The organism is Arthrobacter sp. B0427-1-12, assembly GCF_059092905.1.
The window spans coordinates 51516-68043 of record NZ_JBNHIC010000005.1 but is presented as its reverse complement, the minus strand read 5'-3'; the positions used below and the strand labels follow the sequence as shown (position 1 = coordinate 68043).

Below are 16528 nucleotides of genomic sequence, written 5' to 3'. Positions count from 1 at the left end.
GCTGCACCGCAAGCCGCCGGCCCGGGGGCCAACGGCTTGCGATCGTTTTCTACCAGCGGTAGTGAGCGAAGGCCTTGTTGGACTCGGCCATCTTGTGCGTGTCTTCGCGGCGCTTCACGGAAGCTCCGAGACCGTTGGATGCATCCAGGATCTCATTGCGCAGACGCTCGGTCATCGTCTTCTCGCGGCGGGCCTTGGAGTAGCCGACCAGCCAGCGCAGGGCCAGGGCGGTCGCACGGCCCGGCTTGACCTCGACGGGGACCTGGTAGGTGGCGCCACCGACGCGGCGGGACTTGACCTCAAGGCTGGGCTTGATGTTGTCCATGGCCTTCTTCAGGGCCGCGACCGGATCGCCGCCCGTCTTTTCCCGGGCGCCTTCCAGGGCACCGTAGACGATGCGCTCAGCGGTGGACTTCTTGCCGTCGACCAGGACCTTGTTGATCAACTGGGTAACCAACGGGGATCCGTAGACGGGATCTACTACGAGCGGCCGCTTGGGGGCCGGACCCTTGCGGGGCATTACTTCTTCTCCTTCTTCGCGCCGTAGCGGCTGCGGGCCTGCTGACGGTTCTTGACACCCTGGGTGTCAAGGGCGCCGCGGACGATCTTGTAGCGGACACCCGGCAGGTCCTTAACACGGCCGCCGCGCACCAGCACGATGGAGTGTTCCTGCAGGTTGTGGCCAACGCCGGGGATGTAGGCGGTGACTTCGATGCCGCCAGCCAGGCGCACACGGGCGACCTTGCGCAGAGCGGAGTTCGGCTTCTTCGGCGTGGTGGTGTAGACGCGGGTGCAGACACCCCGGCGCATCGGGTTGCTCTTGAGCGCAGGCGCCTTGGTCTTGGAGACCTTGGGTGAGCGGCCCTTGCGGACCAGCTGCTGAATCGTAGGCACTTTCGTGTTCTCCGTTTTTCCTCGGGATAAATCTCTTGCCGCCCTGCCATAGCCGGCTGCGTTCCATCCGCAGCTCCGGCCGGGACCAAGCATTGAGAGCATTGTCAGTCGTTTCGCAGGTCCTACGGAAGATCAGTTGAAACGACTGTAGGCGTGCAAAAGTGTGGCATTCGTTGCACAAGAACCCTGCAACCCGGAAACGGGCCTCCAGACGATCCCCGGAAGGGATCCGAAAGTGACCTTCATCCACTGCCACACAAACAATTGAGTATTAGTTTATCAGACTTTCGCCGCTCCCCCGATGCGAACTGCTGCGGTAAGACAGCGCTGCTGCTAGGTGCCGGTTGCCAGCATGGCTGCGGTGAGCTTCAGCGAAGCCTCCTGCAGTTTCGGCAGCAGCCCGGCGACAGCGTCCTCGATCCCCTGGCTCTCCCCCAGCAGCGATGTCTGCATCGAAACGTTCAGTGCAGCCACAACCTCCCCGGCTGAATTGCGGACCGGAACGGCAAGGGACCGCAGGCCCAGCTCCAGCTCCTGGTCCAGCAGGCACCAGCCCCGCTCCCGCACCCGGTCCAGTTCGGTCGCCAGTTCGGCACGCGTTGTCTTGGTGTTCGGCGTCAGCGGACGCAGCTGCACGCGCGCAAGGTAGTCCTCCAGCTGTTCGCGCGGAAGCCCCGCGAGCAGCACCCGTCCCATGGAGGTGGCATAGGCCGGGAAGCGCGTCCCGACAAAGATTCCGATCGTCATGATCCGCCGGGTGGCAACCCGGGCCACATAGGCGATGTCGTCCCCCTCCAGGATGGAGACGGACGTCGACTCCTGCAGCTCGCGGGACAGGTCCTCGAGCAGCGGCTGGGCCAGCTGTGCTAGCGACTGTCCGGACAGATAGGCGTACCCAAGCTGGAGCACCAGGGCCGTCAGCTCGAAGGTCCGCCCGTCCGTCCGGACATAGCCCAATTCCACCAGCGTATAGAGGAACCGCCGTGCTGTGGCCCGGGTCAGGCCGGTCCGGCGCGACACCTCGCTCAGGGTCATGACGGGGTTGTCCGCATCGAAGGCCCGGATGACGCTCAGCCCGCGGGCCAGCGACTGCACGAACTGGTCGCCTGCGGGCTGGGTGCCGGCCGGGCTGCCGCCGGGGCCGTCATTGCCGGGCTGGTCGGCGGAAAGGGTCATGGCCACTTGTCTGGTTCCGTCGTCAGTGACTGCGGTCAGGAGTCCGACGCCGGCAGCAGCTTGACGTCCATCCTCGCCTGCAGCTCGTCAATCGTCGTGCCGAAGGTCTCCCGGACGCGCACGCCGTCCTGGCCGATCAGGAAGATCGCCTCGTTCGTGTAGACGCGCGTCACGCAGCCGACGCCGGTGAGCGGGTAGGTGCACTCCGGCACCAGCTTGCTCTTACCGTCCTTGGTGAACAGGCTCATCATCACGTAGACGTCCTTGGCGCCGGTGGCCAGGTCCATCGCACCGCCGACGGCCGGGATCGCGTCCGGAGCGCCGGTGTGCCAGTTGGCCAGGTCACCGGTCGCGGAGACCTGGAAGGCGCCCAGCACGCACACGTCCAGGTGGCCGCCGCGCATCATGGCGAACGAGTCTGCGTGGTGGAAATAGGATGCGCCGGGCAGTTCCGTCACGGGGATCTTGCCCGCGTTGATCAGGTCCTCGTCGATCTGGTCGCCCTTCGCCTCGGGCCCCATGCCCAGCATGCCGTTCTCCGTATGCAGGGTGACGTCCTGCTCGGCGGTCAGGTAGTTCGAGACAAGGGTCGGCTGGCCGATGCCCAGGTTGACGAACGATCCGGGGGCAATGTCCTTGGCAACAAGCTGGGCCAGCTCGTCCTTGGTCAGTTTCTCGCTCACTGGTTTACCTCATGTTCCGTAACAACCGGCGCGTGCGGTTCGATCTTGACGACGGTGTCCACATAGATGCCCGGGGTGATGATGACTTCCGGGTCCAGCCCGCCGGTTTCCACGATCTCGGAGACCTGGACGATGGAGCGCTTGGCCGCCGTGGCCATGATGGGGCCGAAGTTGCGGGCGGTTTTGCGGTACACCAGGTTACCGGTCTTGTCCGACTTCAGCGCCTTGATCAGGGCGAAGTCGGCGTGGATCGGTGTCTCGTAGACGTATCCCTTGCCATCGATCACGCGGGTTTCCTTGCCCTCGGCCAGCATGGTGCCGTAACCGGTGGGTGTGAAGAAGCCGCCGATGCCTGCTCCGGCGGCGCGGATGCGCTCGGCCAGGTTGCCCTGGGGCACCAGCTCTAGCTCGATTTCGCCGGCGCGGTAGGCGGCGTCGAAGTGCCAGGAGTCGGACTGGCGGGGGAACGAGCAGATAATCTTCTTCACGCGGCGCTCCTTGATGAGAAGCGCCAGCCCGGCGTCGGCCTGTCCGGCATTGTTGTTGACCACGGTCAGGTCCTTGGCCCCGCAGGCGAGCAGTGCGTCGATCAGTTCCATCGGCTGTCCGGCGTTGCCGAAGCCGCCGATCAGCACCGTGGCCCCGTCATGGATCCCGGCTACTGCCTCTTGGGCTGAATTGGCAATGTTGAGCATGCGCCCAGTGCCTCCTTCTGATTCCGGCTTACTTGTTGGTGACGTTTTCGAGCACAACGGCCAGGCCTTGACCGACGCCGATGCAGATGGCCGCGACGCCGTAGCGTTCGCCGGAGACCTGCAGGCGGCGGGCCAACGTGCCCAGGATGCGCACGCCGGAAGCACCCAGCGGGTGGCCGATGGCCACTGCGCCGCCCCAGGCATTGACGATGTCCGGATCGATATCCCAGGCATCGATGCAGGCCAGCGACTGCGCGGCGAAGGCTTCATTAAGTTCGACGGCGGCGACGTCGCCCCAGGTGATGCCGGCGCGCTTGAGCGCGCCGTTGGCGGCTTCGACGGGGGCGAAACCGAAGTACTGCGGCTCCAGCGCTGCTGCGCCGCGGCCGGCGATGCGGGCCAGCGGAGCTACGCCGAGGCTGTCGGCGGCCGCTTCGCTGCCGAGCAGGGCGGCGGAGGCGCCGTCGTTCAGCGGCGAGGCGTTGCCGGCGGTGATGGTTCCACCGCTGGGCTCATCGGAAACGGGACGGAAGACCGTCTTGAGTCCGGCGAGCACCTCCGCCGTGCTGCCCGGGCGGATGGATTCGTCGCGGGCCAGCTCGACGCCGTCGACCGCGATGACCTGGTTGTCGTAGTGTCCGGCGTCCCAGGCCTCGGTGGCGAGCTTGTGGGAACGGGCCGCAAACTCGTCCTGGCGCTCACGGCTGATGCCGTGGCGTTCGCGCAGCATCTCGGTGCCTTCGCCCAGGGAGACGGTCCATTCCTTGGGCATGTTCTTGTTCACCAGGCGCCAGCCCAGCGTCGTGGAGGCCAGCTTCAGGTCGCCGGCCGGGTACGGCTTCTCGGTCTTTGGCAGGACCCAGGGTGCACGGCTCATGGATTCCACGCCGCCCACGAGCACGACGTCGGCCTCGCCGGTGGCGATCTGGCGGGAGGCGATCATCGTGGCATCGAGGCTGGAGCCGCACAGGCGGTTGACCGTGGTGCCGGGAATGGAGGTCGGCAGGCCGGCCAGCAGGGTGGCCATGCGGGCCACGTTGCGGTTTTCCTCACCGGCGCCGTTGGCATTACCCAGGATGACTTCGTCGATGCGGGCCGGGTCAAGGTCCGGCACCCGGGAGACGATGCCGCGCACAACCTGGGCTGCAAGGTCGTCGGGGCGTACACCCGCCAGCGAACCGCCGAATTTTCCAAAGGGGGTTCGAATCGCGTCGTAAACAAAGGCCTGGTTCATGGCTGGCTTCCTCTGGGCTTCCCTGATCACTGGTTCAGATTGCGTACAGTGTCCGCCAACTCGTCCGCTTAGGCGTTCGCATCACGAACACTTGTACGCAATCTGAACTATAGCTAGCCCGCGGGAGAAGCGTCAATGTCGGCGAAGACACCCTGCGCGATCTTGAAGGCGGAGTTTGCCGAGGGAACGCTGCAGTAAATGGCGCTCTGCAGCATGATTTCCTTGATTTCGTCCCGGGTCAGACCGTTGCGGAGCGCCGCCCGAACATGCATAGCCAGTTCCTCGTGGTGCCCGTGCGCGATCAGCGCAGTGAGGGTGATGGCCGAGCGCATACGGCGGTCCAGTCCCGGGCGGGTCCAGATAGTCCCCCACGCATAGCGGGTGATCATATTCTGAAAGTCCTCGCTGAACTCGTCCTTGTTCGCATTCGCGCGGTCGACGTGCGCGTCGCCCAGGACCTCGCGGCGGACCGCCATGCCGGCGTCGTATACCTCATGCTGCTGCATTCCGGGAGTTGAGGCACCGTAGCCGGGCACATCGATGCCCTTCGGCGCAGTGGTGCCCGGAGTTGCGTTGGAGTCAGTCATTTATTTGGCTTCGCTTTCAATCTTTTCTTCGGCTTCTGCAGCTTCCTCGGCGACGGCGGCCAGGAAGAATTCCTTCAGTTCCCGGGCCACGACGGCGGGAGTCTCCGCGGGCGCCAAGTGGCCAGCCTCCGCGATTTCCAGCGCCCTGCCGTGCGCCACACCGTCCGCGACCTCCTGGGCGAATGGCAGCGGGGTCACCACGTCGTGGGCGCCGGCGATCGCGATCACCGGGGCCTGGATTCCACCCAGCCGGTCCCGCACGTCGAAGGTGGCCAGCGCTTCGCAGCAGAAGGCGTAGCTTTCCTTATCCGCGTGCTGCAGGGAATTCAGGAGCCGGCCGGAAACCTCCGGCGCCTTTTCGATGAAGCCCGGAGCGAACCAGCGTTCGGCGGACTGCGCGATCAGCACCGGGGTTCCCTGCCTGCGGACCGTCTCGGCGCGGTCGTGCCAAGCCTGTTCCTCGCCGATCTTGGCTCCGGAGCACAGGATGCCGAATCCGTTAAACCGTTCCGGATGGTCCACGGCCAACTGCAGGCCTACCGCGCCGCCCAGCGAGTCACCGGCGAAATACACCGGGGGCAGGCATTCACCTTCGTTCTCCGCCTGCAGCGCGTCCACGACCGCCAGCACGCCCTGGGCGAGTTCGGCCATGGTGAAACCCTCGGTCGCGGCCGGGCTCGCACCGTGGCCGGGCAGGTCCCAGGCGAGGACAGTGAAATCTTCCGCGAGGATGGCCGCCGCCGCTTCCCAGACAATCGAGCTGTCGGTGCCGATGGACGGTCCCACCAGCAGGACCGGCTTGGCCGGAACAGTCTTTTCGGGGGCCCTGCCCAGCAGGGTGGCCTTGACTTCGGGAATACTCACCGTGAACTCCATTCCTGGTACTGCGCAATGATGCGCTCGATCAGCTGGGGAGACTGCCCAACATAACGGGCCGGGTCCAACATTGCGGACAGCGCCTGGTCGCTCAGCGCGTCCGGCGGCACGGCCTTGCGCAGCAGCGCTGCGAAATCCGCCCCGCCGGAGAGCGATTCGGCCACGAGGGACTGTACCTTGGCCTTGCCGGAGCCGGGCTCGCCCCCGTCCAGCAGCGGCGCCATCTGGGCCATGACCTTTTCGCTGACCACCAGCGGACCGGTCAGTTCAAGATTTGTCCGCATCCGGTCCGGATGCACCTGGAGCCCTTCGGCCAGTTCGGCCAGCTTGGCCGCCGCTCCCCCAGCCAGCCGCAGCAACTGCCGCAGCGCCTGCCACTCCACGTGCCAGCCGCCGTCGGGCCTTTCATCGACCGCCGAGGCCGCGGCGAGCTGGAGCTGGGCCCCGTAGCCGGAGGCGCTGAGCGCGGCGCTGCGGATCAGTACGGACAGCACAGGGTTCTGCTTCTGCGGCATTGCCGAGGAGCCGCCGCGGCCTTCGGCCCGGGGTTCCGACAGTTCGCCGATCTCCAGGCGGCTGAGCAGCAGCACGTCATTGGCCATCTTCCCGGCCGCGGCCAGCAAGTCCTGCAGTGCCGCGGACAGGCCGGTGACGGCCAGCCGGTTGGTCTGCCAGGGTGCGGCGGGGGCTGCCAGGCCCAGGCGCTCGGCCAGCCGGGCGGTCAACTCCAGCGGTCCGGTGTCCCGGCCCTCGGTCATTATGGTCAGCGCCGCCACCGTGCCGGCCGCTCCGCCCCACTGGACCGGCAGCTCCGCCGCCACGCGCTTGAGGCCGGTCGCCGCCTGGGCTATCCCGGCCAGCCACTGCGCGGCCTTGAGCCCGAAGGTGGCCGGCAGGGAATGCTGGGTCAGCGTGCGCGCCACACAAAGCGTGGCGCTGTGCTCGCGGGCTACGGCGGCCAGCGCCGCCGCAGCCCGGTGGGTATCCGCGAGGACCACCCCGAGGGCACGGTGTGCCATCAGCATCATGGCGGTGTCCAGGATGTCCTGGCTGGTGGCTCCCCTGTGGATCGCGGCCGCGGCTTCGGCCGATTCCGCCTTGGCGAGCTTACGCATATCGCCGAGCATCGGAATCACCGGATTGCCGCCACCCTGGGCCCGTTCGGCAATCGACGCCACGACGTATCTGGATGCCTGTGCCGCCGCGGCGACGCCGTCGGCAGCGCCCGCGGGCACCAGGCCTTCCTCCGCCAGCACCTGGACCCACGCCAGCTCAACATCAAGCATGGCCTGCAGGAACTGCCGGTCGGAGGTCAGCGCGGCCGCTTCGGTTCCCGCCCACGCCGGGGACAGCAGTCCGACGTCGGCCGCACTGTAATCAGGGGAGCTCACCAATCTAGCTACTCCTTCGAGAAGTCGAGGAACACGGTTTCGCCCTCGCCCTGCAGACGGATATCGAAGCGCAGCGAACCGTCTGCCTCACGCTCGGCGATCAGCGTCCTGCGGCGCTCGGGATCCAGCGAGGACAGCAGCTTGTCCTTGGCCAGGGCTTCGGTGTCCTCCGGCAGGTAGATACGGGTGAACAACCGGTTCAGCAGGCCGCGGGCAAAGACGACCATGGAGATGAACGGCGCGGAGCCTTCCTCCGTGGGGCCGGGGTTGACCGTGGTGAAGGTGTAGTGCCCCACATTGTCCACGGCCACGCGGCCCCAGCCGGTGAAGGTATAATCGTCGCGGACCAGCGAGCCGTCGGCCCGGGGAACGCTGCCGTCCTCGTCCGCCTGCCAGATTTCCAGCATGCTGTCCGGGATGGGATCGCCGTTGCCGTCGTAGACAACACCGTGCAGGCGGACCGCGCCTTCACGGGCCTGGTTGACCAGTTCGCCGCCCTTTTCATACGGCAGCGCGTAGCCGTAGAACGGGCCGATGGTCTGGCCGGGAGTGGGAACCAGCTTCGTGGTTTCAGTAGTCATTATTCTGCGTCCTCCGGTTCCATCCAGGTGCGGTTGCTGCCAGTGAGCACGATGTCCCAGGTGTAGCCCGTGGACCATTCATGCGTGGTGACATTGTGGTCGTACGTGGCCACCAGGCGGTCACGCGCCTTCTGGTCCGTGATGGACTGGTAGATCGGATCGAGCGGGAACAGCGGATCGCCCGGGAAATACATCTGGGTGATCATGCGCTGGGTGAAGTCCGTGCCGAACAGCGAGAAGTGGATGTGGGCCGGACGCCAGGCATTGAGGTGGTTCTTCCAGGGGTACGGTCCCGGCTTGATCGTGGTGAATTCGTAGGAGCCGTCGTCGCCGGTGATGGCACGTCCGACGCCGGTGAAGTTCGGGTCGATCGGGGCGGGATGCTGGTCCCGCTTGTGGATGTAACGGCCTGCGGCGTTGGCCTGCCAGATCTCGATCAGCTGTCCGCGCACCGGACGGCCGTCGCCGTCGAGGACGCGTCCGCGGACCTTCATGCGCTCACCCAGCGGCTCACCGTTGTGCTGGATGGTCAGGTCGCTCTCCAGGACGTGGACATCCCGGTGCCCGAAGGCCGGGGACCACAGCTCAATGGTCTCCGGATCGGCGTGGTGCAGATCCTTGGTGGGGTGGCGCAGGATGCTGCTGCGGTACGGCCGGAAGTCGATCCTGGGCTGGGTCTCTTCCCTGCCGTCGGTCTGCAGGCTGTCCTGGTACTGGCCGTGGATCTTGCCGATCTCAGCAGTAATCTCATCCTGCGTGTTAGCCGCAGCATCGGATGACACCACGACGTGGCTATCCTCGAATGCCTCTTCCTCCATCGGGAGGCTCCTTTCCTGGCACGTGCCGTCCAAGGGGCGGACAGCACAAGGCGCCGCGGTCCCGGGGCGGGGCCCCTGGTGGACCGGGCGCACGGTCTGATGCTGGCAAGTCTGCCAAGGGCTGGGGAGGGCAGCCACCTGCTTTCTCATTCAGTGAGAAGAAACCTGCTTCATGGCGCGCGTAATGCCGCGTGCTGCGGCCTGCAGCGCCGGGATGACCGCGGGAATGTTCTCGTAGCCTGCCGGCACTACGACCGACAGTGCGGCAACCACCTGCCCGCCGGCGTCGAACACGGGAACCGCCACGCCGGTGGATACTTGCTCGATGCTGCCCGGAGCCACCACATAACCCCGCCGCCGCGCTTCCGCCAGTTGGCGGCGCAGCAGGGCCGGGTCTGTCACGGTGTGTTCGGTCCGCCGCTGCAGTTCGCCGCGCAGGTACTCGTCCTGGTACGGCGCCGGGGAATAGGCCAGGAGCACGATTCCCGACGACGATCCGTGCAGCGGCAGCCGTCCGGCGATATGCGTCGCATTGCTGCCGGACCCGCGGCTGGAGAGCTGTTCCAGGAAGAGCACCTCGTCGCGGTCCAGCACGCCCAGCTGGGTGTACTCCCGCACCACCGCCTGGATGTCCTCCATGAACGGCATTGCCGCCTGGCGCAGGCCCAGCACCTTGGAACCGCGCGACGCCAGTTCCCAGATCTGCAGCCCGATCCGGACCTGCCCGTCCTCGACGCGCTCCAGCAGGCCCTGCTGGACCATCTCGGTGACCAGGCGGTGCGTGGTCGCCACATGGAGCCCGGCGCGGCGGGCCAGGCTGGAGACGGTCATGGACGGAAGCTGCCCGTCGAAGGCGCGCAGGATCCGGGCGACGCGGCTGATGACGGATTCCCCGGCAGGTGAATTGGCCATACTAGAGAATCCCATATCCCCCGCCCGGGGACCGGCGCCGGACCCTCAGTCGTCCCGGCTGCGGAGGTACTGCGCGGCCAGCCGGACCGGCGCATTCGGCGCGCCGTAGCCTTCGTAGCCGCCCCGGCGTTCGACGACCTCGAAGAAGACGCTGCCCACGGTCGCCGTGTAGAAGTGCAGGAACTCCCCGTGATCGTCCCGGTCGTAGAGCAGGTTGAGCTGGCGCAGGGTCGCCAGGAATCCGGGCTCGAGCTCGAAGCGGGCGTGCAGGTCCTCATAGTAGTTGTCCGGCACCGGCAGGAACTCCAGTCCCCGGGACACCGCCTGGCGGGCCAAGGCAACCAGGTCCGTGCAGGCGAACGCGATGTGCTGCGGATAACCTGCGACTGCGGCGGGGCCGGACTGCTCGTAGGCCAGCGGAGCGATGTTCAGCGCCAGCCGGACGCTGCCGTCCGCGGTGCGCATCACCTGGCTGCGGACCAGCCCGCCGGGCCCGGGCACCTCGGTGGATGGCTGGGCGATCAGCGACAGAGTGCTCTCATAGAAGAGCACGGCTTCGTCGAAGTGCTGCCACGGCTGCGCCAGGTTCACATGGTCGATACGCGTGATCAGCCGGGAGCCGGCAGTGCCTGTGGCTGCGGCACCTGCGGACGCGGCAGGCCCGGCGGCGGACGTGCCGTACTCGATGCTGAACTCGTCGGCCCACGCCGCCGTGCCGTCCTCGGTCGCTTCGCAGAGGAAAACCTCCGTCGAATCCGGCGCGTAGACCGCCTGCAGCACCTGCTCGTTGGCCTGGCTCTGGCGCGGCACTGCCTGCGCCTTCAGCTGCTGGGCGCGCGAGGCCGCCGCCGGCGGGTCCTGCACATTGAAGCCAAGCGCGGCGATAGTCGGTTCCAGCTGCCCGGCCTGCTGCTCGTTGACGACGATCCGGGCCTGTCCCTGGGTCCACAGCTGCACCGGCTTGGTCCGGTGCCGGCCCTTGAAGATGAAGCCCAGCTGGTCCAGCAGGGTCTCCACCTGGCGGGTATCCTCCGCCTTCACCTCGGCGAAGTCGAGCCCGGCCGGTTCGGCGACGGTGGGCAGGGTAGCCAGCTGCATCGGATAGCGCGGGAGCGTGCCGTTGTCGGCTGTCAGCAGCTTCGCCGTCCGCTCCTCCAGCCAGATGAGCGAGCGCATGGCATCGACGGCGGTCCGCTTTTCGTCCGCCTGCCGGAACACGTCGTTGAAGATCTCCAGGGAGACCGGACCGGAGTAGCCGGCGCGGACCAGATGTGCCAGGAAGGGCGGCAGGTCGAAGTTGCCCTCGCCGGGGAACACCCGGTGGTGGCGGCTCCAGGACAGGACGTCCATGTTCAGCTGGGGAGCATCCGCCAGCTGGACGAAGAAGATCTTTTCGGCCGGAATATTCTTGATCGGGGCGGGGTCCCAGTTGCGGGAGAGGATATGGAAGCTGTCCAGGCAGGTTCCCACGGCGGGGTGGTCCGCCAGCTCCACGATCCGGTGGGCATGCTCAAAGTCGTTGACATACTTGCCCCAGGCGAGGGCCTCGTAGGCGACCCGGACCCCGTGTTCGGCGGCCACTCCGCCAAGGGTCCGCAGCTGGTGCGCCATCAGCTCATCGTCGCCGATGGTCGCGGTGGCGACGTTGCTGCAGACCAGCATGGTGTCCACGCCCAGGCGGTTCATCAGCTTGAATTTCGCTGCCGCGCGGCGCAGGTTCGCCTCGAACAGATCCTCGGTGACGCCGTCGAAATCGCGGAACGGCTGGTAGAGATCCAGGCTCAGCCCCAGGTCGTCGGCCATCTGGCGGATGTCCTCAGGACTGGACGGGGAGACGACCAGATCCTGTTCGAACACCTCGATGCCATCGAAGCCGGCATCGGCGCAGGCTCGCATCTTCTCTTCCAGCGTGCCGCTGATGCACACTGTGGCAATGGACGTTTTCATACTGCTTCCGCCTTTGCGTTCGGGGGCACTGACCGGATCCGGCGTACCGGGAAATCAGTTGGAGGTCAGCTCGAGGAAATGCCGGCGCATCCGCGCCGCGTCCGGGGCCAGACCGGTGATCAGCCGGAAGGCGTCATAGGCCTGCCCGACCGCCATGTAGCCGCCGTCGAGCGTGGCGCAGCCCTTGGCGCGCGCGTCCTTGATCAGTTCGGTCTCCAGCGGCAGGTAAATCACGTCGGCAACCCAGTGCCGCGGTTCCACCAGCGCCGGGTCCAGTGGAGTACCAGGGTGGTGATGCATGCCGACCGGTGTCGCGTTGACCAGGCCGTCCGCGGCGGCCAACAGCCCAGGCAGCTCCTCCGCGGTGGCGGCATTGACCAGGCGGTCCGGAAACATGTCCGCCAGGGCGGCGGCCCGCTCGGCAGCGCGCGCCGGGTCGATATCCGTCACGTACAGCGACTTCACGCCCGCCACGAGCAGAGCGTAGGCGACGGCGGCCCCCGCTCCCCCGGTCCCCAGCTGCACCACCATGTCCAGCTTCGGGCCGGGCAGGCCGGTGGCCAGCGCGGTGCCGAATCCGGAGAAATCCGTATTGTGGCCGACAAAGCGGCCGTCCCGGACGAGGACCGTATTGACGGCACCCAGGCGACGGGCGTCGTCGGACACCTCGTCGAGGTGCTCCAGCACCAGCTGCTTGCAGGGGTGAGTGATGTTGAAGGCGTTGAAGCCCAGGTCCCGTCCCGCGAGCAGCAGATCTCCGACGGCGGTCCCCGGCTTCCCGATCACTGCCAGGTCAATGGGGCGGTACAGGTACCTCAGGCCGTGGTGGCCGGCCTCGCGCTCATGCATCGGCGGAGTCAGCGACTTCGTGATGCCGTCGCCGATCAAACCGACCAGATAGGACTCCGCTGGAGTACTCATCCGCATTCCTTCCCTAGCAAGGGTTTTGTTCAACCAGCGCTCATTCTATACACTTGGTGAGCCAATTCACTAACTAGTGAGTTACCACTTCTCCCGAGCCAGTTAGGAACCTGTCATGTCTGCACAGACGCCATCGCAGGTGATACACAAGGCCACCCCGAAGCGCGCCGCGGTCGCCAGCTTCATGGGCAGCGCCGTTGAGTACTACGACTTCTTCATCTTCGGATCCGCCGCCGCGCTGATCTTCCCCCGCGTCTTCTTCCCGGACGCCGGCGCATCCGCCACCGTGATGTCCCTGGCCACCTTCGGCTTCGCCTACATCGCCCGTCCGATCGGCGCCGTCATCCTGGGCCACTTCGGCGACAAGTTCGGCCGCCGCAACATCCTGGTCCTGACCCTGGTCCTGATGGGCGCTTCGACGTTCATCGTCGGCTGCCTGCCGGACTTCAACACCATCGGCTGGGCCGCCCCGGTCCTGCTGGTGCTCTGCCGCCTGCTCCAGGGCCTCTCCGCCGCCGGGGAGCAGGCCGGCGCCAGCTCCATGTCGCTGGAGCATGCGCCGGACCACCGCCGCGCCTTCTTCACCAGCTGGACGCTGACCGGCACCCAGCTGGGCCAGATCCTGGCTACCCTGGTGTTCATCCCCGTGGCCGCCCTGCCGGAGGACATCCTCTACAGCTGGGGCTGGCGCATTCCATTCTGGGCCAGCCTGGTCGTCGTCGTGATCGCCCTGGTCATCCGGACCCGCCTGCACGAGCCGCCCACGTTCGAGGAAACCAAGGAGCACCACGAGGAGGCGAAGTTCCCGGTCGCCGTCCTGCTGAAGACCAACTGGCGGTCCGTCGTGCGCGTGATCTGCTGTGCCCTGATCGCCGCGGTCAGCACCGTCTTTGGCGTGCTGGCGATCAGCTTCGCCAAGGAGGTCGGCGGGGTGGATGCCTCGATCGCGCTGTGGCTCGTGGTCGCAGCCAATGGAGCGGCGCTGGTCACCCAGCCGCTGTTCGGCATGCTGGCCGACCGGATCGGACGCAAGCCGGTGTTCATCTACGGAGCCGTCGCCAGCGCCATCATGACGTTCGTCTACTTCGCCGTCATCGAATCCGGCGACGTTCCACTGATGTTCCTGACCGCCGTCGTCTTCTTCGCCTTCGGCTACGCCGCGGCGAACGCCGTCTGGCCGTCCTTCTACGCCGAAATGTTCCACACCCGCACCCGGTACTCCGGGCTGGCGATCGGCACCCAGATCGGCTTCGTGCTGGCAGGCTTCATGCCCTCCATCGTCGCCGCCCTGGGCGGCGTCACCGAGGGCGGCTGGCTGAACGTCGGCATCATCACCTCCATCGTGTGCCTCGTCGCCGCCGTCTCGGCGATGACCGCCAAGGAAAGCTTCAGGACGCCCACCAAGCTGCTCGGCGTCAAGTAGCCCCACCCCCTTAACCGCGAAACCTCAGTTTTTGCTGATTTCGGCCCCGATTTGCAGCAACAACTGAGGTTTCGCGCAAGGTGGCGGAAAAGACGCAAGGTGGGCGAGCATACAGCAAAAGGTGCGGGCCGCCGTCGCAATGATTACGACGGCAGCCCGCACCTTAGGTGCATGACTGCCGGTCTACTTGGTGAACGGCCAGCCGGTGTAAGCCTCGGCCAGGTAGGTGGACCCGGCGCGGGAGGAAACCACAGAGGCCAGTTCGCCGACCTGGCGCTTCTTCTCGAACGGGGTGGCGTCCTTGCGGGTGTGCAGCATGCTGGTCATCCAGTAGGAGAAGTTCTGTGCCTTCCAGATGCGCTTGAGCGCACGGTCGCTGTACCCGTCCAGCAGGTCTTCGGACTTGGTGGAGAAGTAGGAGTCGATGGCCTCATGCAGTACCTTCACGTCGGCCAGGGCCAGGTTCAGGCCCTTGGCGCCGGTGGGCGGAACCGTGTGGGAGGCGTCGCCGGCCAGGAACATGCGCCCGTAACGCATCGGCTCACAGACATAGCTGCGGAAGGGCAGCACCATCTGCTCGGTGATGGGGCCGCGCTTGAGCTGGAAGCCGTCCGGGCCTTCCATGCGGCTCTGCAGTTCCTCCCAGATCTGGTCCTCGGTCCACTTGGACGCGTCTTCCTTGGGATCGCACTGGAAGTACATGCGCTGCAGCGTCTCGGTGCGCTGGCTGATCAGGGCGAAGCCGCGGTCCGAGTTGGCGTAGATCAGTTCCGGCGCACTCGGCGGCGCCTCGGTCAGGATGCCGAACCAGGCGAACGGGTACTCGATGAAGTAGTCGCTGCGGTGCTCCTGCGGAATGGCCCACTTGCAGATGCCGCGGGAGCCGTCGGTGCCGGCCAGGATCTCGCACTGGATCTCATAGTCCTGGCCCTCGGCGTCCGTGAAGTGGATCTTCGGGGTGTCCGTGGTCATGTCCAGGACCTGGGAGTCAGTGACGCTGTACCGGACATCGCCGCCGTCGTGCTCGCGGGCCGCGGCCAGGTCCATGAAGACGTCGGTCTGCGGGTAGAGCCACACCGACTCTCCGACCAGTTCCTTGAAGTTGATCCGGTGGTTCTCGCCGTTGAAGCGCAGTTCGATGCCTTCGTGCTCGTAGCCGTCCTTCAGCACGCGGTCGGAGACGCCGGACTGCACCAACATGTCCACACTGCCGTGCTCCAGGATGCCCGCGCGCACGGTTTCCTCGATCTCCTTGCGGCTGCGCTTTTCCACCACGACTGATTCAATCCCGGACTTGTGCAGCAGGTGGGACAGCATCAGGCCGGCCGGACCGGCACCGACGATGCCTACCTGGGTCTTGATGACTTTGCGCTCGTTGGCCATTTGGGGTTCTCCTTTAGTGCTTGAAGTCTCCCTTCAGTGTGACGACGCCCACGGGATCCGGGGAAAGCCATTCGCATTGAATGAGAAATGTCTGGGATGGCCTTCATAGTGTTTATGGCCCGTTGGCCTCGGCCTGGCCCATGGCCCGGGCGATGCCGCGGGCGGCCGTCATCAGCGCCGGAATCGTCCCATGGATCTGCTGGTAGTCCCGGGCCACCACGACTCCGAGCGCCGCTATGGCTTTCCGGCTTCCGTCGAGCACAGGCACCGCGATACCCATGGTGTCTTCATCCACGAATCCGGGAAGTGCCGCATAGCCGTACTGGCGGATTTCCGCCAGGGTCCGCCGGAGCTGTTCCGGTTCCGTGATGGTGCTGCCGGTCAGTTTCTGCAGGTCCTTCCGCAGATACTCCTCCTGGACGTGGACCGGGGCATAGGCCAGGAGCACCAGCCCGGAGGAGGAAACGTGTACCGGCAGGCGCCCGGCCACCTTGGCCCGGTTGACCACCGACCCGGGGCTGGACAGCCGCTCGATGAACAGCACCTCGTCCCTTTGCAGGATTCCCAGCTGGGTGTGCTGGCGCACGACGGCCTGGATGTCCTCCATGAACGGCAGGGCCGCCTGGCGCAGGTCCAGCGCGGCGGAACTCCTGTTGGCCAACTCCCACATGCGGATGCCGACGCGGACCTCTCCCCCGGTATCCTTCTGCAGCAGCCCGTTGTCGGCCAGTTCCTTCACCAGCCGGTGCGTCGTGGCCAGGGGGATGTCCGAGCGCCGGGCGAGGGCCGCGATGCTCATCGCCGGCCTGGCGCTGTCGAAAGCGCTGAGGATCCGGACGATCCGGCTGATCATCGAATCCCCCGATGGCGAATTGGCCACCTGCTTCCCTTCCTCCTCCGCCCCCGCTGCACCCCTACCCGTCCTCCCCTTCCCGCGAAACCTCAGTTTTTACGGGTTTTGGGGGCTAGAACCTGCAAAAACTGAGGTTTCGGTGAAGGGGGGCACG

General features: G+C 66.3%; 17 protein-coding genes. 1 reads left to right on the top strand and 16 read right to left on the bottom strand.

Features of this window, described 5'->3' with window-relative positions; translation table 11 throughout:
* Positions 1-49: 49 nt before the first annotated feature.
* The 14 genes from rpsG to AC5RWU_RS05615 all read right to left on the bottom strand — a co-directional run bounded on the left by rpsG (position 50) and on the right by AC5RWU_RS05615 (position 12715).
* Positions 50-520, bottom strand: a complete 471-nt coding sequence (gene rpsG, locus AC5RWU_RS05680) for a 30S ribosomal protein S7 (protein ID WP_494030118.1) — start codon at positions 518-520, stop codon at positions 50-52.
* Positions 520-894: a 30S ribosomal protein S12 gene (gene rpsL, locus AC5RWU_RS05675; protein ID WP_494030117.1), complete on the bottom strand. Its 375-nt coding sequence runs from the start codon at positions 892-894 to the stop codon at positions 520-522. The genes rpsG and rpsL overlap by 1 nt, the downstream gene beginning before the upstream one ends.
* 333 nt (positions 895-1227) lie before the next feature.
* Entirely contained in the window at positions 1228-2070 is an 843-nt protein-coding gene (locus AC5RWU_RS05670) for an IclR family transcriptional regulator domain-containing protein (protein ID WP_494030116.1), read from the bottom strand.
* A gap of 35 nt (positions 2071-2105) precedes the next feature.
* On the bottom strand, positions 2106-2753 hold the full coding sequence (locus AC5RWU_RS05665; protein WP_494030115.1) for a 3-oxoacid CoA-transferase subunit B: 648 nt from the start codon (positions 2751-2753) through the stop codon (positions 2106-2108).
* Positions 2750-3448 carry a 3-oxoacid CoA-transferase subunit A gene (locus tag AC5RWU_RS05660; RefSeq protein ID WP_494030114.1) on the bottom strand — a complete coding sequence of 233 codons (699 nt, stop codon included), beginning with the start codon at positions 3446-3448 and terminating at the stop codon, positions 2750-2752. The genes AC5RWU_RS05665 and AC5RWU_RS05660 overlap by 4 nt, the downstream gene beginning before the upstream one ends.
* Positions 3449-3476: 28 nt before the next feature.
* The gene (locus AC5RWU_RS05655) at positions 3477-4682 is read right to left on the bottom strand and encodes a thiolase family protein (protein WP_494030113.1); all 1206 of its coding nucleotides are present in this window, start codon (positions 4680-4682) and stop codon (positions 3477-3479) included.
* A 113-nt stretch (positions 4683-4795) separates the two neighbouring features.
* Positions 4796-5188, bottom strand: coding sequence for a 4-carboxymuconolactone decarboxylase (gene pcaC / locus AC5RWU_RS05650; RefSeq protein ID WP_494030197.1), 393 nt, complete (start codon positions 5186-5188; stop codon positions 4796-4798).
* Positions 5189-5269: 81 nt separating this feature from the next.
* Positions 5270-6133: an alpha/beta fold hydrolase gene (locus AC5RWU_RS05645; protein WP_494030112.1), complete on the bottom strand. Its 864-nt coding sequence runs from the start codon at positions 6131-6133 to the stop codon at positions 5270-5272.
* Positions 6130-7536, bottom strand: a complete 1407-nt coding sequence (locus AC5RWU_RS05640) for a lyase family protein (RefSeq protein WP_494030111.1) — start codon at positions 7534-7536, stop codon at positions 6130-6132. The genes AC5RWU_RS05645 and AC5RWU_RS05640 overlap by 4 nt, the downstream gene beginning before the upstream one ends.
* 8 nt (positions 7537-7544) lie before the next feature.
* Positions 7545-8117, bottom strand: a complete 573-nt coding sequence (gene pcaG, locus AC5RWU_RS05635; protein ID WP_494030110.1) for a protocatechuate 3,4-dioxygenase subunit alpha — start codon at positions 8115-8117, stop codon at positions 7545-7547.
* The gene (pcaH, locus tag AC5RWU_RS05630) at positions 8117-8935 is read right to left on the bottom strand and encodes a protocatechuate 3,4-dioxygenase subunit beta (RefSeq protein ID WP_494030109.1); all 819 of its coding nucleotides are present in this window, start codon (positions 8933-8935) and stop codon (positions 8117-8119) included. The genes pcaG and pcaH overlap by 1 nt, the downstream gene beginning before the upstream one ends.
* A gap of 150 nt (positions 8936-9085) precedes the next feature.
* A complete protein-coding gene (locus AC5RWU_RS05625; protein WP_494030108.1) occupies positions 9086-9847 on the bottom strand; it encodes an IclR family transcriptional regulator in 762 nt (253 codons plus the stop codon).
* A 45-nt stretch (positions 9848-9892) separates the two neighbouring features.
* Entirely contained in the window at positions 9893-11794 is a 1902-nt protein-coding gene (locus AC5RWU_RS05620; protein ID WP_494030107.1) for a bifunctional sugar phosphate isomerase/epimerase/4-hydroxyphenylpyruvate dioxygenase family protein, read from the bottom strand.
* Between the two features lie 54 nt (positions 11795-11848).
* Positions 11849-12715 carry a shikimate dehydrogenase gene (locus tag AC5RWU_RS05615; protein ID WP_494030106.1) on the bottom strand — a complete coding sequence of 289 codons (867 nt, stop codon included), beginning with the start codon at positions 12713-12715 and terminating at the stop codon, positions 11849-11851.
* 115 nt (positions 12716-12830) lie between these two features.
* Here AC5RWU_RS05615 and AC5RWU_RS05610 point away from each other — a divergent pair, with 115 nt between their 5' ends.
* On the top strand, positions 12831-14138 hold the full coding sequence (locus AC5RWU_RS05610) for an MFS transporter (protein WP_494030105.1): 1308 nt from the start codon (positions 12831-12833) through the stop codon (positions 14136-14138).
* 183 nt (positions 14139-14321) lie between these two features.
* Here the strand turns inward: AC5RWU_RS05610 and AC5RWU_RS05605 are convergent, their stop codons facing one another.
* Together AC5RWU_RS05605 and AC5RWU_RS05600 are read right to left on the bottom strand one after the other, a co-directional pair.
* Positions 14322-15521, bottom strand: coding sequence for a 4-hydroxybenzoate 3-monooxygenase (locus AC5RWU_RS05605; protein WP_494030104.1), 1200 nt, complete (start codon positions 15519-15521; stop codon positions 14322-14324).
* 112 nt (positions 15522-15633) lie between these two features.
* On the bottom strand, positions 15634-16401 hold the full coding sequence (locus tag AC5RWU_RS05600; RefSeq protein ID WP_494030103.1) for an IclR family transcriptional regulator: 768 nt from the start codon (positions 16399-16401) through the stop codon (positions 15634-15636).
* Positions 16402-16528 lie beyond the last annotated feature (127 nt).

Coding starts and splice junctions, on each gene's coding strand:
- rpsG (WP_494030118.1), bottom strand. CDS start 520: ATGCCCCGCAAGGGTCCGGCCCCCAAGCGGCCGCTCGTAGTAGATCCC.
- AC5RWU_RS05670 (WP_494030116.1), bottom strand. CDS start 2,070: ATGACCCTTTCCGCCGACCAGCCCGGCAATGACGGCCCCGGCGGCAGC.
- AC5RWU_RS05660 (WP_494030114.1), bottom strand. CDS start 3,448: ATGCTCAACATTGCCAATTCAGCCCAAGAGGCAGTAGCCGGGATCCAT.
- AC5RWU_RS05655 (WP_494030113.1), bottom strand. CDS start 4,682: ATGAACCAGGCCTTTGTTTACGACGCGATTCGAACCCCCTTTGGAAAA.
- pcaC (WP_494030197.1), bottom strand. CDS start 5,188: ATGCAGCAGCATGAGGTATACGACGCCGGCATGGCGGTCCGCCGCGAG.
- pcaG (WP_494030110.1), bottom strand. CDS start 8,117: ATGACTACTGAAACCACGAAGCTGGTTCCCACTCCCGGCCAGACCATC.
- pcaH (WP_494030109.1), bottom strand. CDS start 8,935: ATGGAGGAAGAGGCATTCGAGGATAGCCACGTCGTGGTGTCATCCGAT.
- AC5RWU_RS05625 (WP_494030108.1), bottom strand. CDS start 9,847: ATGGCCAATTCACCTGCCGGGGAATCCGTCATCAGCCGCGTCGCCCGG.
- AC5RWU_RS05620 (WP_494030107.1), bottom strand. CDS start 11,794: ATGAAAACGTCCATTGCCACAGTGTGCATCAGCGGCACGCTGGAAGAG.
- AC5RWU_RS05615 (WP_494030106.1), bottom strand. CDS start 12,715: ATGAGTACTCCAGCGGAGTCCTATCTGGTCGGTTTGATCGGCGACGGC.
- AC5RWU_RS05610 (WP_494030105.1), top strand. CDS start 12,831: ATGTCTGCACAGACGCCATCGCAGGTGATACACAAGGCCACCCCGAAG.
- AC5RWU_RS05605 (WP_494030104.1), bottom strand. CDS start 15,521: ATGGCCAACGAGCGCAAAGTCATCAAGACCCAGGTAGGCATCGTCGGT.